General features: G+C 62.9%; 12 protein-coding genes. 5 read left to right on the top strand and 7 right to left on the bottom strand.

Features of this window, described 5'->3' with window-relative positions; genetic code table 11:
- Positions 1–73 precede the first annotated feature (73 nt).
- Complete coding sequence (locus NKJ37_RS05530; protein ID WP_127321786.1) at positions 74–1,285, top strand: NADP-dependent isocitrate dehydrogenase; 1,212 nt, start codon at positions 74–76, stop codon at positions 1,283–1,285.
- Positions 1,286–1,297: 12 nt separating this feature from the next.
- Positions 1,298–1,924 (top strand): glutathione S-transferase family protein, encoded by a 627-nt coding sequence (locus NKJ37_RS05525; RefSeq protein WP_352773124.1) that lies wholly within the window; start codon positions 1,298–1,300, stop codon positions 1,922–1,924.
- 231 nt (positions 1,925–2,155) lie between these two features.
- Here the strand turns inward: NKJ37_RS05525 and alaS are convergent, their stop codons facing one another.
- Both alaS and recA read right to left on the bottom strand, forming a co-directional pair.
- The gene (gene alaS / locus NKJ37_RS05520; protein WP_352773123.1) at positions 2,156–4,822 is read right to left on the bottom strand and encodes an alanine--tRNA ligase; all 2,667 of its coding nucleotides are present in this window, start codon (positions 4,820–4,822) and stop codon (positions 2,156–2,158) included.
- Positions 4,823–5,119: 297 nt separating this feature from the next.
- Positions 5,120–6,220 (bottom strand): recombinase RecA, encoded by a 1,101-nt coding sequence (recA, locus tag NKJ37_RS05515; protein ID WP_023810321.1) that lies wholly within the window; start codon positions 6,218–6,220, stop codon positions 5,120–5,122.
- 281 nt (positions 6,221–6,501) lie between these two features.
- Between recA and NKJ37_RS05510 the strand changes: the two genes are divergently transcribed.
- Both NKJ37_RS05510 and NKJ37_RS05505 read left to right on the top strand, forming a co-directional pair.
- Positions 6,502–7,446, top strand: a complete 945-nt coding sequence (locus NKJ37_RS05510; RefSeq protein ID WP_352773120.1) for a carbohydrate kinase family protein — start codon at positions 6,502–6,504, stop codon at positions 7,444–7,446.
- Between the two features lie 74 nt (positions 7,447–7,520).
- On the top strand, positions 7,521–8,438 hold the full coding sequence (locus tag NKJ37_RS05505; RefSeq protein ID WP_352773117.1) for a pseudouridine-5'-phosphate glycosidase: 918 nt from the start codon (positions 7,521–7,523) through the stop codon (positions 8,436–8,438).
- Positions 8,439–8,642: 204 nt separating this feature from the next.
- Here NKJ37_RS05505 and NKJ37_RS05500 read toward each other — a convergent pair whose 3' ends face one another.
- Entirely contained in the window at positions 8,643–8,966 is a 324-nt protein-coding gene (locus tag NKJ37_RS05500) for a TfoX/Sxy family protein (protein ID WP_352773115.1), read from the bottom strand.
- Positions 8,967–9,057: 91 nt separating this feature from the next.
- Between NKJ37_RS05500 and NKJ37_RS05495 the strand changes: the two genes are divergently transcribed.
- Positions 9,058–9,555, top strand: a complete 498-nt coding sequence (locus NKJ37_RS05495; protein WP_352720364.1) for a GFA family protein — start codon at positions 9,058–9,060, stop codon at positions 9,553–9,555.
- 253 nt (positions 9,556–9,808) lie between these two features.
- Here NKJ37_RS05495 and sufA read toward each other — a convergent pair whose 3' ends face one another.
- The 4 genes from sufA to sufD form a co-directional block, all read right to left on the bottom strand.
- Positions 9,809–10,189, bottom strand: coding sequence for a Fe-S cluster assembly scaffold SufA (gene sufA, locus NKJ37_RS05490; RefSeq protein ID WP_023810316.1), 381 nt, complete (start codon positions 10,187–10,189; stop codon positions 9,809–9,811).
- A gap of 103 nt (positions 10,190–10,292) precedes the next feature.
- Complete coding sequence (locus NKJ37_RS05485; RefSeq protein ID WP_023810315.1) at positions 10,293–10,685, bottom strand: SUF system Fe-S cluster assembly protein; 393 nt, start codon at positions 10,683–10,685, stop codon at positions 10,293–10,295.
- A gap of 21 nt (positions 10,686–10,706) precedes the next feature.
- Positions 10,707–11,951 (bottom strand): cysteine desulfurase, encoded by a 1,245-nt coding sequence (locus NKJ37_RS05480; protein ID WP_352773112.1) that lies wholly within the window; start codon positions 11,949–11,951, stop codon positions 10,707–10,709.
- Positions 11,952–11,955: 4 nt separating this feature from the next.
- Positions 11,956–13,224, bottom strand: coding sequence for a Fe-S cluster assembly protein SufD (gene sufD, locus NKJ37_RS05475; protein WP_352773110.1), 1,269 nt, complete (start codon positions 13,222–13,224; stop codon positions 11,956–11,958).
- Positions 13,225–13,249 lie beyond the last annotated feature (25 nt).

The raw sequence follows: 13,249 nt of genomic DNA, 5'->3' as shown, positions 1-13,249 counted from the left end.
TACGGGCGACATCTCCCGGCCCAACGCCACGCGGGCAAGGCCGTCCCATATCCCAGCAACGAGGCATTCTTTCATGGCGAAGATCAAGGTGGCGAACCCGGTCGTCGAACTCGACGGCGACGAGATGACCCGCATCATCTGGCAGTTCATCAAGGACAAGCTGATCCACCCTTATCTCGACCTCAAGCTTGAATATTACGACCTCGGCATCGAGCATCGCGACGCCACCAACGACCAGGTGACCATCGATTCGGCCAACGCCATCAAGAAACACGGCGTCGGCGTGAAATGCGCGACGATCACGCCCGACGAACAGCGCGTCGAGGAGTTCAAGCTGAAGAAGATGTGGAAGTCGCCGAACGGCACCATCCGCAACATCCTCGGCGGCACCATCTTCCGCGAGCCGATCATCATGAAGAACGTGCCGCGCCTGGTGCCCGGCTGGACCAAGCCGATCATCGTCGGCCGTCATGCCTTCGGCGACCAGTACCGCGCCACCGATTTCCGCTTCCCCGGCAAGGGCAAGCTGACCATCAAATTCGTGGGTGAGGACGGCCAGGTGATCGAGCACGATGTGTACGACGCGCCCGGCGCCGGTGTCGCCATGGCCATGTACAATCTCGACGACTCGATCCGCGAGTTTGCCCGCGCCTCGCTGAACTACGGCCTGCTGCGCAACTATCCGGTCTATCTGTCGACCAAGAACACTATCCTCAAGGCCTATGACGGCCGCTTCAAGGACATCTTCCAGGAGGTCTACGAGGCTGAATTCGAGGCCGAGTTCAAGTCGAAGAAGCTGTGGTACGAGCACCGCCTGATCGACGACATGGTGGCCTCCGCCCTGAAATGGTCGGGCGGCTATGTCTGGGCCTGCAAGAACTATGACGGTGACGTGCAGTCCGACACGGTTGCTCAGGGTTTCGGCTCGCTCGGCCTGATGACATCGGTGCTGATGACACCGGACGGCAAGACCGTGGAAGCCGAAGCCGCGCATGGCACCGTCACCCGCCATTATCGCCAGCATCAGAAGGGCGAGGAAACCTCGACCAATTCGATCGCCTCGATCTTCGCCTGGACGCGCGGCCTCGCGCACCGCGCCAAGCTCGACGACAATGCCGACCTGAAGCGTTTCTCCGAAACGCTGGAAAAGGTCTGCATCCAGACGGTCGAGTCCGGCTTCATGACCAAGGACCTGTCGCTCTTGATCGGCCCCGACCAGCCCTGGCTGTCGACCACCGGTTTCCTCGACAAGATCGACGAGAACCTGCAGAAGGCGATGGCCTGACAAGTAAGCAAGATGGGCAAGCCCATCGTCTACGGGGCGGAGTACAGCGTCTATCTACGCATCGTCCGCCTCGTACTCGCGGAAAAAGGCATCGACTACGAGCTTGTGCCGGTCGATGTCTTTGCCGCCGATGGCGTTCCCGCCTGGTATTTCGAGCATCATCCGTTCGGCCGCATCCCGGCCTTCGAGCATGACGGGTTTCGCCTCTTCGAGACAAGCGCGATCGCAAGATATGTCGACGAGGTGTTTGACGGGCCGGCCCTGCAAGCGACGGAGCCTCGCGGCCGCGCAACCATGAACCAGATCATCGGCATACTCGACGCCTACGCCTACAGGTCGTTGGTCTGGGATGTCGCCGTCGAGCGGCTGGAGAAAGAGGCGCCAGACGAGGCGCTGATCGCCGGCGGGCTGCACCAGGCAGAAACGGCGCTGCGGGTGCTTGCCGCGCTCAAGGCTCCGGGACCGTGGCTGCTCGGCGATCAGCTGACGCTGGCCGACCTGTATGCGGCGCCGATCATTGGCTATTTCGTCAAGGTCAGCGAGGGGCAAAAGGTGCTGGCCGAGTTCCCTGATATCCTGGACTGGTATACGCGCATTGCGGCTCGGCCGAGCTTCGTGCGGACTGAAAAAGTCGGCTGATAAGAGACGTCCGCGGGACAGCGCCCGCCTCTGTCCTGCCGGACATCTCCCCCACGAGTGGGGAGATTGGCAGCGTCCGCTAAGGCGCCTATTCCGGCGCGGTCGTATTTCCACGCGGTAGATTGGCGAAAGCCGACGCGACGTCCGATCTCCCCCCAAGTGCGGGAAATGTCCGGCAGGACAGAGGGGGGCGCTGGCCCTCCAACCGTTGCTATAATTCAACCCACTTGCCTACGCCGCTTCGAGTGCCGCCCTCACCGCTGCAATCGCATCATCGGCCTTGGAAGCGTCGGGGCCACCGGCCTGGGCCATGTCGGGCCGCCCGCCGCCGCCCTGCCCGCCCAATGCGGCGGAGGCCACGCGGACAAGGTCGACGGCGCTGAAGCGGCCGATGAGGTCGTCGGTGACGGCCACCACGACGCTTGCCTTGTTGTCTTCGCCGGCGCCGACGAAGACGACGACGCCGGAGCCGAGCGAGCTCTTGCCGGCATCGGCCAGCGGCTTCAAATCCTTCGGCGAGACACCGGAGACCGTCTTGCCGAGGAAGCCGACACCGGCGACCGTCTCATTGGCGGCTGGAGCATCGGCTGACGATCCCCCGCCCAGCGCCAGCTTCTTGCGCGCCTCGGTCAATTCCTTCTCGAGCTTCTTGCGCTCTTCGAGCAGCGTCTCGACGCGCGCCGGCACATCGGCCGGCGAAATCTTGAGCACGGCCGCCGTCGCCTTCAAACGCCGGTCCTGCTCGTCGAGATGTTTGCGCGCGGCTTCGCCGGTCAGCGCCTCGATGCGGCGCACGCCGGCGGCGACCGCGCTGTCCGACACGACACGCACCAGGCCGATATCGCCGGTCGCCCGGACATGCGTGCCACCGCAGAGCTCGACCGAATAGGGCCGGTTGGCCTTGGCGCCATGCACGCCGGTGCCCATCGACACGACGCGCACTTCGTCGCCATATTTCTCGCCGAACAGCGCCATGGCGCCTTCGGCAATGGCATCGTCGACCGACATCAGGCGCGTGGACACCGGGCCGTTCTGGACGACGATCTCGTTGGCCATGCGCTCGACCTCTTCGAGGTCTTCCGGTGAAATGGGCTTGTTGTGCGAAATGTCGAAGCGCAGACGCTCCGGCGCCACCAGCGAGCCCTTCTGCGCGACATGGCTGCCCAGCACCTCGCGCAGAGCCTCATGGATCAAATGCGTCGCGGAATGGTTGGCGCGCAACCTGGAGCGGCGCGCATGATCTACCTTCAGTTCGACGGCGGCGCCCGTCTTGACCGTGCCGCTGGCAACCTTGCCGATATGCACGAACAGCCCGTCGGCCTTCTTCTGCGTGTCGGAAACCTCGATCGAGAACCCTTCGCCGGAGATGACACCGGTGTCACCCATCTGGCCGCCGGACTCGGCATAGAACGGCGTCTGGTTGACGACGATCGCCACCGCGTCGCCCTTGCCGGCGCTGTCGACGGTCTTGCCGTCCCTGACCAGCGCCTGGATGATGCCTTCGGCAGCTTCAGTCTCATATCCGAGGAACTCGGTGGCGCCGGCCTTCTCGCGCACGGAGAACCAGATGGTCTCGGTCGCCGCGTCGCCGGACCCGGCCCAGTGCTTGCGCGCCTCGGCCTTCTGCTGCTCCATCGCATTGGTGAAGCCGGCAAGATCGACCGAGATGCTGCGCTGGCGCAGCGCGTCCTGCGTCAAATCGAGCGGGAAGCCATAGGTGTCGTAGAGCTTGAAGGCCGTCTCGCCATCCAGCATGTCGCCGGCATGAAGCGTTTCGGTCGCCTCCGAAAGCAGGCCGAGGCCGCGCACCAGCGTCTTGCGAAACCTGGTCTCCTCGAGCTTCAGCGTCTCGGTGATCAACTGTTCGCCGCGCAGCAGTTCCGGATAGGCCTGACCCATTTCGCGCACCAGCGCCGGCACCAGCTTCCACATCAGCGGTTCGTTGGCACCGAGCAACTGCGCATGACGCATGGCGCGGCGCATGATGCGGCGCAGGACATAGCCACGGCCTTCGTTCGAAGGCAGCACGCCATCGGCGACCAGGAAGGAGGACGAGCGCAGATGATCGGCAATGACCCGGTAGGACGCGACAGTCTCCTTGTCGGGACCATGCCCGATCGCGGACGAGGCCGCGTCGATCAGGTGACGGAACAGATCGGTCTCGAAGACGCTTTCCACCCCTTGCAGGATGGACGCCATGCGCTCCAGGCCCATGCCGGTGTCGATCGAGGGGCGCGGCAGGTCGATCCGCTCCTCCTTCGTCACCTGTTCATACTGCATGAACACCAGGTTCCAGAATTCCAGGAAACGGTCGCCATCCTCCTCCGGGCTGCCGGGAGGGCCGCCCCAGATGTGTTCGCCGCGGTCGATGAAGATCTCCGAACACGGACCGCACGGGCCGGTGTCGCCCATCGCCCAGAAATTGTCCGATGTCGCGATGCGAATGATGCGGTCGTCGGAAAACCCGGCGATCTTCTTCCAGAAACCGGCCGCCTCGTCGTCCGTGTGATAGACGGTGACCAGCAGCTTGTCCTTGTTCAGCCCGAACTCCCTGGTGATCAGGTTCCAGGCAAGCTCGATGGCGCGCTCCTTGAAGTAGTCGCCAAAGGAAAAATTGCCGAGCATCTCGAAGAAGGTCAGATGGCGCGCGGTGTAGCCGACATTGTCGAGGTCGTTGTGCTTGCCGCCGGCGCGCACGCTCTTCTGGGCGGTCGAAGCGCGCGAATAGGGCCGCTTCTCCAAACCGGTGAAGACATTCTTGAACTGCACCATGCCGGCGTTGGTGAACATCAGTGTCGGATCGTTGCGCGGCACCAGCGGGCTCGACGCGACGATCTCGTGACCCTCCTTGCGGAAGTAGTCGAGAAATGTCGACCGGATCTCGTTCACGCCACTCATGAATGCTGCCTTTTCGGAAGAGCCGCCGGCAAACCGGCGGAAATGGGCTCTGCGTTTTTAGAAGATTAGGACTTGGCCTTTTAGCCGCCGCGCCTCACCCTGTCCAGAAACACGGAATTGGTCCAATCCACGGCCTTTGCCGGCCATTCGAACCGGCCTGTTTTCGCCGCCAAACGCAAAACCGCCGGCACTGGGCCGGCGGTTTCGAAACGCAATAACGCGGAACTCAATTACATAAGCCTGAGATAATAGAACGCGATTATGGCCGAACTCCGGCCGGCATCGCGCACGAAGCTGTTACATGGCGCCGGATTCTTCCTCGAAACCGTCGTCTTCGCCGCGCTCAGGGCCGCCATTCTCGAGGAATTTCTCGGCGATCAGCCCGGCATTCTGCCTGATCGACAACTCGATCTCGCGTGCCGTGTCGGGATTGTCACGAAGGAACAGCTTGGCATTTTCGCGGCCCTGGCCGAGACGCTGCGAATTATAAGAAAACCAGGCGCCAGACTTCTCGACAATACCGGCCTTGACCCCGAGATCGACCAGTTCGCCGGTTTTGGACACGCCCTCACCAAACATGATGTCGAATTCGACCACCTTGAAGGGCGGCGCCAGCTTGTTCTTGACCACCTTGACGCGGGTCTGGTTGCCGACAACCTCGTCGCGGTCCTTGATCGAGCCGATGCGGCGGATGTCAAGACGCACCGAAGCGTAGAATTTCAGCGCGTTGCCGCCCGTCGTGGTCTCGGGCGAACCAAACATGACGCCGATCTTCATGCGGATCTGGTTGATGAAGATGACCATGGTGTTGGAGCGCGAGATCGACGCGGTCAGCTTGCGCAGCGCCTGGCTCATCAAGCGGGCCTGCAGGCCGGGCAGCGAATCGCCCATCTCACCTTCAATTTCGGCGCGTGGCGTCAGCGCCGCGACCGAATCGACCACCAGCACGTCGATGGCGCCGGAGCGCACCAGCGTGTCGCAGATTTCCAGCGCCTGCTCACCGGTGTCCGGCTGCGAGATCAGAAGATTTTCAAGATCGACACCAAGCTTGCGGGCATAGACCGGGTCAAGCGCGTGCTCGGCATCGACGAAGGCGCAGATGCCGCCCTTCTTCTGGGCTTCGGCAACGGTGTGCAGCGCCAGCGTCGTCTTGCCCGAGCTTTCCGGCCCGTAGATCTCGATGATGCGACCGCGCGGCAAGCCACCGACACCAAGCGCGATGTCGAGGCCAAGCGAGCCGGTCGGCACCGTTTCGATCTCGACGACCTGATCGTTGGCGCCGAGCCGCATGATCGAGCCCTTGCCGAAAGCCCGCTCGATCTGCGACAGCGCCGCATCCAGAGCCTTTGATTTGTCCACTGCCTTGTCCTCTACCAGCCGCAAAGAATTCTGAGCCATGATACATCACCCCTTGGTCGTCAATGAAGGCCGGACAATCCGTAATCCCTGCCTATTTGTACCTTTTTTGTTCTCATTTGGCAAGAGGGGTCAAATATCTGAAAAACAAACATTATCCGGATTTGTTCTTTTTTTGTCCAAGGATTCGATCAGGGATGCACCACACGTTGGGCCAGACGGCTCGGTTGTTTTCGATCTGCCGAATCGCCGCCTTGCATGCGAAGCTCCGTCGCACAGCCTAGCGCTTGTGCGGCTGGAATAACAAAGGTCATATCGCCGGCATGCTGAAATCCGCGAAAATACTGGCCGTAGGCGGCGCCCATATCGACCGGCGCGGCCAGGTGTCCGGCGCTTACGTGCCGGCTGCCTCCAATCCCGGCACGATGCGCGAGGATGTCGGCGGCGGCGTCTTCAACGCTTTGCGCAGCGCCGTGCGGCGCGGCGTCTCCGCGTCGCTCACATCGGTTCGCGGCGGCGATGCCGCTGCCGATACCGTTTCGCGAGCCATTGCCGAGGCAGGCATTACCGACCTGTCGGCGGTCTTCCTCGACCGCACGACGCCGAGCTACACGGCGCTGATCGACAGCGAAGGCGAGCTGATCGTCGGCTTTGCCGATATGGCGCTCTATGATTTGGCGTTTCCCAAGCAGATCAGGCGCTCCAAGGTGCGGGAGGTGATCGCTGCCGCCGATGCGATCCTGTGCGACGCCAATCTGCCCTCTTCGGCGCTGGAACGGCTGGTGGCGCTCGCCGCGGGCAAGCCGGTTTTCGCCATTGCCATCTCGCCTGCCAAGGTAACGCGGCTGATACCGGTGCTGAAGGAGCTCTCGCTCGTCTTCATGAACCGGCGCGAGGCCATGGTGCTGGCCGGCGTCGCCGCGACTGCCACGGAGCGCGAGGTCGTCGACGGGTTGCGATGCAGCGGCCTCGTCAGCGGCGTGGTGACGGCGGGCAGCGAGCCCATGCTGGGCTTCGATGAAGCCAGCGCCTTCTCGATCCTGCCGCCGCCGCCAAGAAAGGTCGCTGACGTCACCGGCGCCGGCGATGCGCTGGCGGGCGCTACGGTTGCTGCCTTGCTGCGTGGCCTGCCGCTGCGGGCAGCTCTGCGCGAAGGCATTGCCGGGGCGACGCTTGCCATCGAAAGCGCCAACGCCGTTCCGGAGTTCACCGCGGCGAGCTTCGCGGAAGCGTTGGCTCTTGTGCCGGATGCCAGGGAAGTGGCATGAGACCGGCGAATTCATAGTGCCGCGATGTTGCCGCGCGTCCCGATGACGCGCCGCATTCCGGATTGGAGACCCTGATGACCCCTGAGACCGCCCGCCCCTTCATCGACATCCACGCGCCGGTGGCGCAGGCCCTGGCTGCCGGGCGGCCGGTGGTGGCGCTGGAAAGCACCATCATCACCCATGGCATGCCCTACCCCGACAATGGCGCCATGGCGGCCGATGTCGAAAAGATCATCACCGACGGCGGCGCCGTGCCGGCGACCATCGCCGTGGTTGGCGGCCGCATAAAGATCGGGCTTTCGGACGGCGAGCGCGAATCGCTGGCGATGACGGGCGACGCCATGAAGCTGTCGCGCGCCGATCTCGGTTTTGCCGTGGCGCAAGGGCGCATCGGTGGCACCACGGTCGCCGCCACGATGATCGCGGCGCATATGGTCGGCATAAAAGTGTTCGCCACCGGCGGCATTGGCGGCGTGCACAAGGGCGCCGAAAAGAGTTTTGACATTTCCGCCGATCTCGACGAGCTGGCGCGCACCCCGGTCATCGTCGTCTCGGCCGGCGCCAAGGCGATCCTCGACATCGAAAAGACGCTGGAGGTGCTGGAGACGCGCGGCGTGCCGGTGATCGGCCATGGCTGCGAGACGATGCCCGCCTTCTGGTCGCGGCAGTCGCCGTTCCGCGCGCCGCTGACCTTGCACGAGCCGGAAGCGATCGCGCATTTCTACCAGACGAGGGCAGCGCTGGGGCTCGCCGGCGGCATGCTGATTGCCAATCCGGTGCCGGAAAACCATGAAATCCCGGCTGAGGAGATGGCGGGCTATATCGACGCCGCGCAAAAGGCCGCAGAAGCGCTCAACGTGACCGGCAAGGCGGTGACACCCTTCCTGCTGTCGAAAATCCTCGAACTGACCGGCGGCAGGAGCCTCAAGACCAACATCGCGCTGGTGGAAAACAACGCGCGGCTGGCGGCACGGATTGCGAAGGCGTTGTAGGCCAACGTCGGCGGGACAGCACCCCCCTCTGTCCTGCCGGACATCTCCCCCGCAAGGGGGGAGATCGAATGTCGTCAACGCCTCTGCCAATCTTCAACGTTGAAAAAAGCAGGCAGACGGTGAAACCGCCAATCTCCCCCCTTGCGGGGGAGATGGCCGGCAGGCCAGAGGGGGTGGTGTCCCTCGACCGTCCCAAGGCTGGCATCACTTCCCCGCCCGCCGTCCAGCCGCATACGCCCGCCGTACCCAGGCCGCCATCTCGTCGGGATCATCGAAAGCGCTGTCGGGAACGCTCCAGTAGGGCATGGCGACCAGCTTGCCGTGGCGCGAGCCGGTATAGGTCCATTGCGCGCAGCCGGCGGCCTCGAACTCGGGCGCGCTTTGCTCGTCGGCCTTCAGCAGCAATTCGCCGCGCAGCACGATGGCGACGATGACACCGTCGAAATAGATGCCCTTGCCGCCGAACAGCTTGCGGATGCTGACAGGGCCAAGGCCTTCGAACAGTTCGGCGATGCGTTCATTGTCCATGCCGCGATCATGTCACCGGCGTCTGGCCTTGTCATCGCCGCAACCAAAATCATGCTGACAGGTTGTGTGAGGTCGATCGGAGTTTCCCGCCATGCCCGTCCTGCTCAAAGGGTCCTGCCGCTGCAATGCCGTGCGTTTCGAGGTGGAGAGCCACACGCCGGCGCCATTCATGCTGTGCTACTGTTCGATCTGCCGCAAGCAGCAGGGCGGTGGCGGGTTTGCCATCAATCTCGGTGCGGACAACGAAACACTGAACATCAGGGGCAAGCGCAGCCTCGGCGTCTTTCGGGCGGAGATCGAGGATGACGAGCATCCGCATTGCGAAATCTCGACCGGCGAGCGCAATTTCTGCAAGAAATGCGGGGCGGCCCTTTGGCTCTACGACCCTACATGGCCGGAACTGGTGCATCCCTTCGCCTCGGCGGTCGACAGCGATTTACCCATTCCGCCAAGCAAGGTGCACCTGATGCTGAAATACAAGGCGAACTGGGTGGAGCCGGAGGTTGGCAAGCATGACAAGGTCTTCGACGTCTATCCCGAGGAATCGATCGTCGACTGGCACAAGCGGACGGGCATGTGGGTGGATTAGCGTCCTTCACCTCGTTTACGGCGGGGCGATTGCATATGGGTTTTTACGAAGAGGACCCCCACCCTAACCCTCCCCACAAGGGGGAGGGAACGCTGCCGCGCGCCATCCTTTTGGCGTCGAAACCTCGGGGATTTGCGGAATCAGCGCCTACCGAGTCTCCCTCCCCCTTGTGGGGAGGGATTAAGGGTGGGGGTATTCGTAGAGCGCAAGCCAGTCATATGCGATCACCCCTGCCGCTTACGGGGCTGGAAGATCAGGCCGAGGCGCGTGCTTCTGCCAGCGCCTTGAGGTCCGCCGGCTTCAACTCGACGGACTCACCGCAGCCGCAGGCCGAACTCTGATTCGGATTGCGGAATGTGAAGCCAGTGCGCAGCGTCGTCTGCTCGAAATCCATCTCGGTGCCGAACAGGAATAGCGCTGCCTCGGGCGCCACATAGACATGCGCGCCATCGCGCTCGATATGGTCGTCCTTGGTGTTGGGCTCGGTCACCAGATCGACCGTATATTCCATGCCGGCGCAGCCGCCCTTCTTGATGCCGAGGCGGATGCCGTGCGCGTTGTCGCGGGTGGCAACGATCTCGCGCACCCGGTCGGCGGCCTTTTCGGTCATCGTGATGACGGCGAAGCGTCCCATTCTTTTTCCTTCCATTCCATGCAGGTTCAAGGCCTGCCGAATGATTCCTCACCTAAAATGGTGAAGTTTTATCCCTGGCGCAAGTGCACCAGCCTCTGTCGGGCTAGTACCAACCCACCGCCACCTGCGCCTCTTCCGACATGCGGTCGGCCGACCATGGCGGGTCGAAAGTCATGTTGACCTCGACGCCGGACACGCCTTCGACGGCGCCGACGGCGTTTTCCACCCAGCCGGGCATTTCGCCGGCGACAGGGCAGCCGGGCGCGGTCAGCGTCATGTCGATCTTGACCGAGCGATTGTCCTCGATGTCGATCTTATAGATCAGGCCGAGTTCGTAGATGTCGGCCGGAATTTCCGGATCGTAGACGGTCTTCAGGGCCGAGACGATGTCGTCGGTCAGCCGCGCCAGTTCGTCGGCTGGAATGGCCGATCCCGAAACCAGCGCATTGGGCGCGGTTTCCGGAATGGTCTCGGCAGCGATGCTTGCATCATCCATGGTCGTCACCCAAAAAAATCATCATCCGAAGAATTTGCGCGCTTTTTCGAGCGCCTCGGCCAAAGCGTCGACTTCGGCCCTGGTATTATACATGCCGAACGATGCCCTGCATGTGGAGGTTACGCCGAACCGTTTCAACAGCGGCTGGGCGCAATGGGTGCCGGCGCGGACAGCAACGCCCTGCCTGTCGATCACCATCGACACGTCATGCGCATGAATGCCTTGCAGCTCAAACGAGATGATGGCGCCCTTGCCGGGCGCATCGCCGAAGATGCGCAGCGAATTGATGGCGCGCAGCCGCTCATGCGCGTAGTTCTTGAGGTCTTCCTCATGGGCGGCAATGCGCTCGCGGCCGATTTTTTCCATATAGTCGAGCGCAGCACCCAGCCCGATCGCCTGGACGATCGGCGGCGTGCCGGCTTCGAAACGGTGGGGCGGCTCGTTGTAGGTGACGATGTCTTCCGTCACCTCCTCGATCATCTCGCCGCCGCCCATGAAGGGCCGCATGCCAGCGAGAATGTCCTTCTTGCCGTAGAGCACGCCGATGCCCGACGGGCCGTAGACCTTGTGGCCGGTGAAGACGAAGAAGTCGCAGTCGAGATCCTGCACATCGATCGGCATATGCACGGCGCTCTGGCTGCCGTCTACAAGGACGGGAATTCCACGCGCATGCGCAATGCGCACGATCTCCTTGATCGGCGTCACCGTGCCCAGCGCGTTCGACATCTGCGTGATGGCGACCAGCTTGGTGCGGTCGGTCAGGCGCTTCTCGAATTCCTCGATGTGGAAGACGCCGAGATCGTCGACCGGCACCCAGACCAGCTTGGCGCCCTGCCGCTCGCGGATGAAATGCCACGGCACGATGTTGGAGTGGTGCTCCATGATCGACAGTACGATCTCGTCGCCCTCGCCGATGTTGGGCATGCCATAGCCATAGGCGACGGTATTGACGGCGGAGGTCGTGTTCGAGGTGAAGACGATGTTTTCGGTGCTTGGCGCGTTGAGGAAGCGGCGCACCGTCTCACGGGCCTTTTCGTAGGCGTCGGTCGCGGCGTTCGAGAGAAAATGCAGGCCGCGATGGACGTTGGCGTATTCCTGGGAATAGGCATGCTGGATTGTGTCCAGCACCACCTGCGGCTTCTGTGCCGAGGCGCCATTGTCGAGATAGACCAGCGGCTTGCCGTAGACTTCCCGCGACAGGATCGGGAAATCGCGGCGGATCGCTTCGACGTCGTAGAAATCTCCGATCTTGCCTGGAGCGTTCATCAGGTCACCCGTGTGCCACGAACCAGTCGTCGAGCCGCGCTTCCAGCGCCTCGACAATCGCTTCGTCGTCCAGTTCCTCGATCACCTCCGCGACGAAGGCCTTCACGAGCAACCCCCGCGCGCTTTTCTCGTCGACGCCGCGCGCCATCAGGTAGAACAGATGGTCGTGGTCGATTTCAGTGACCGTCGCGCCGTGGCCGCAAATCACGTCGTCGGCGAAGATTTCAAGCTCGGGCTTGGTCGAGAACTCGCCATCGTCCGACAGCAACAGCGTGTTGCAGGCCATCTTCGCGTTGGTCTTCTGCGCATATTGATGGACGTTGATGCGGCCCTGGAACACACCGCGCGCCTTGCCCGTCACCACATTGCGGATCACTTCCGTAGAGGTCGTGTGCGGCACGGCGTGGTCGAGCACCATGGTCACGTCTGTGTGGGTGTCGCCGGCCAGCAGGTTGATGCCGCGAAGCTTGAAATCGGCGCCTTCGCCAGTCGTCCTGACCATGATCTCCTGGCGCACGAGCTTGCCGCCGGCGTTCATGACGAACAGCGTCAGTTTCGCATTCTTGCCGATATGGGCCTTGAACTGCGCCAGATGCGTCGCCGTTTCCGGCTGCTCCTGGACGACCAGCCACGTCACCTCGGCGCCCTCGTCGAGCACGATCTGACTGACCGAGCTGCTCAAGGCAGCGCCATCACCCGTCTGCCGTTCGACGATGACGGCCTTGGCGCCGGCGCCGACACGCACGGGCAGGCGCACATGCGTCTGGCCGCCGGCCTGCAGGTTCTGCAGTTCGATCGGCTTTTCAAGTTCCACACCATCGGCGATGTCGACAAAATACCCGTCGGCGACGAAAGCCGTGTTCAGCGCGCCGATTGCGTCGTCGCTGCCATAGGGATCGAGCCCCGGTGCGATGCTGCCGTCGACCAGCTTTTCCGAAAGGCGCTGGAAGGTGACGCCTTCAAGGACAGGCACCTTCGCGTCGGACTTGCCGTTCAGGATCGACACCACGGCAGAACCCTCGACGATCGGTGCGATGGCTTTAGCCATGGCGGCCGGGTCGAAGTCCGGCACGGTATTCAGCAACCGCCGCAGGTCGGTATAGTGCCAGGATTCGACGCGCCGCGTCGGCAGGCCGTGCTTGATCGTCTCGATGGCGTCGTCGCGCTTCAGCATCACCGCGCCGTCGCCCGGCAGCAGCGACAATCGGTCGCCGAACGCGTCGATCAACGCTGTCTCGGCCGGTGTCCGCTGGGGCTGTGCGTGCATATTCATTAGTTTGACCTTGCCCTCTGGCATC

Source organism: Mesorhizobium sp. M0140, assembly GCF_040322475.1.
In the GTDB taxonomy this organism is placed as follows: domain Bacteria; phylum Pseudomonadota; class Alphaproteobacteria; order Rhizobiales; family Rhizobiaceae; genus Mesorhizobium.
The sequence above is the reverse complement of the archived record's forward strand: the minus strand, read 5'-3'. Positions and strand labels throughout refer to the sequence as shown.

Coding starts and splice junctions, on each gene's coding strand:
- sufA (WP_023810316.1), bottom strand. CDS start 10,189: ATGGGACGCTTCGCCGTCATCACGATGACCGAAAAGGCCGCCGACCGG.
- NKJ37_RS05530 (WP_127321786.1), top strand. CDS start 74: ATGGCGAAGATCAAGGTGGCGAACCCGGTCGTCGAACTCGACGGCGAC.
- NKJ37_RS05505 (WP_352773117.1), top strand. CDS start 7,521: ATGACCCCTGAGACCGCCCGCCCCTTCATCGACATCCACGCGCCGGTG.
- recA (WP_023810321.1), bottom strand. CDS start 6,220: ATGGCTCAGAATTCTTTGCGGCTGGTAGAGGACAAGGCAGTGGACAAA.
- alaS (WP_352773123.1), bottom strand. CDS start 4,822: ATGAGTGGCGTGAACGAGATCCGGTCGACATTTCTCGACTACTTCCGC.
- NKJ37_RS05525 (WP_352773124.1), top strand. CDS start 1,298: ATGGGCAAGCCCATCGTCTACGGGGCGGAGTACAGCGTCTATCTACGC.
- sufD (WP_352773110.1), bottom strand. CDS start 13,224: ATGAATATGCACGCACAGCCCCAGCGGACACCGGCCGAGACAGCGTTG.
- NKJ37_RS05480 (WP_352773112.1), bottom strand. CDS start 11,951: ATGAACGCTCCAGGCAAGATCGGAGATTTCTACGACGTCGAAGCGATC.
- NKJ37_RS05485 (WP_023810315.1), bottom strand. CDS start 10,685: ATGGATGATGCAAGCATCGCTGCCGAGACCATTCCGGAAACCGCGCCC.
- NKJ37_RS05495 (WP_352720364.1), top strand. CDS start 9,058: ATGCCCGTCCTGCTCAAAGGGTCCTGCCGCTGCAATGCCGTGCGTTTC.
- NKJ37_RS05500 (WP_352773115.1), bottom strand. CDS start 8,966: ATGGACAATGAACGCATCGCCGAACTGTTCGAAGGCCTTGGCCCTGTC.
- NKJ37_RS05510 (WP_352773120.1), top strand. CDS start 6,502: ATGCTGAAATCCGCGAAAATACTGGCCGTAGGCGGCGCCCATATCGAC.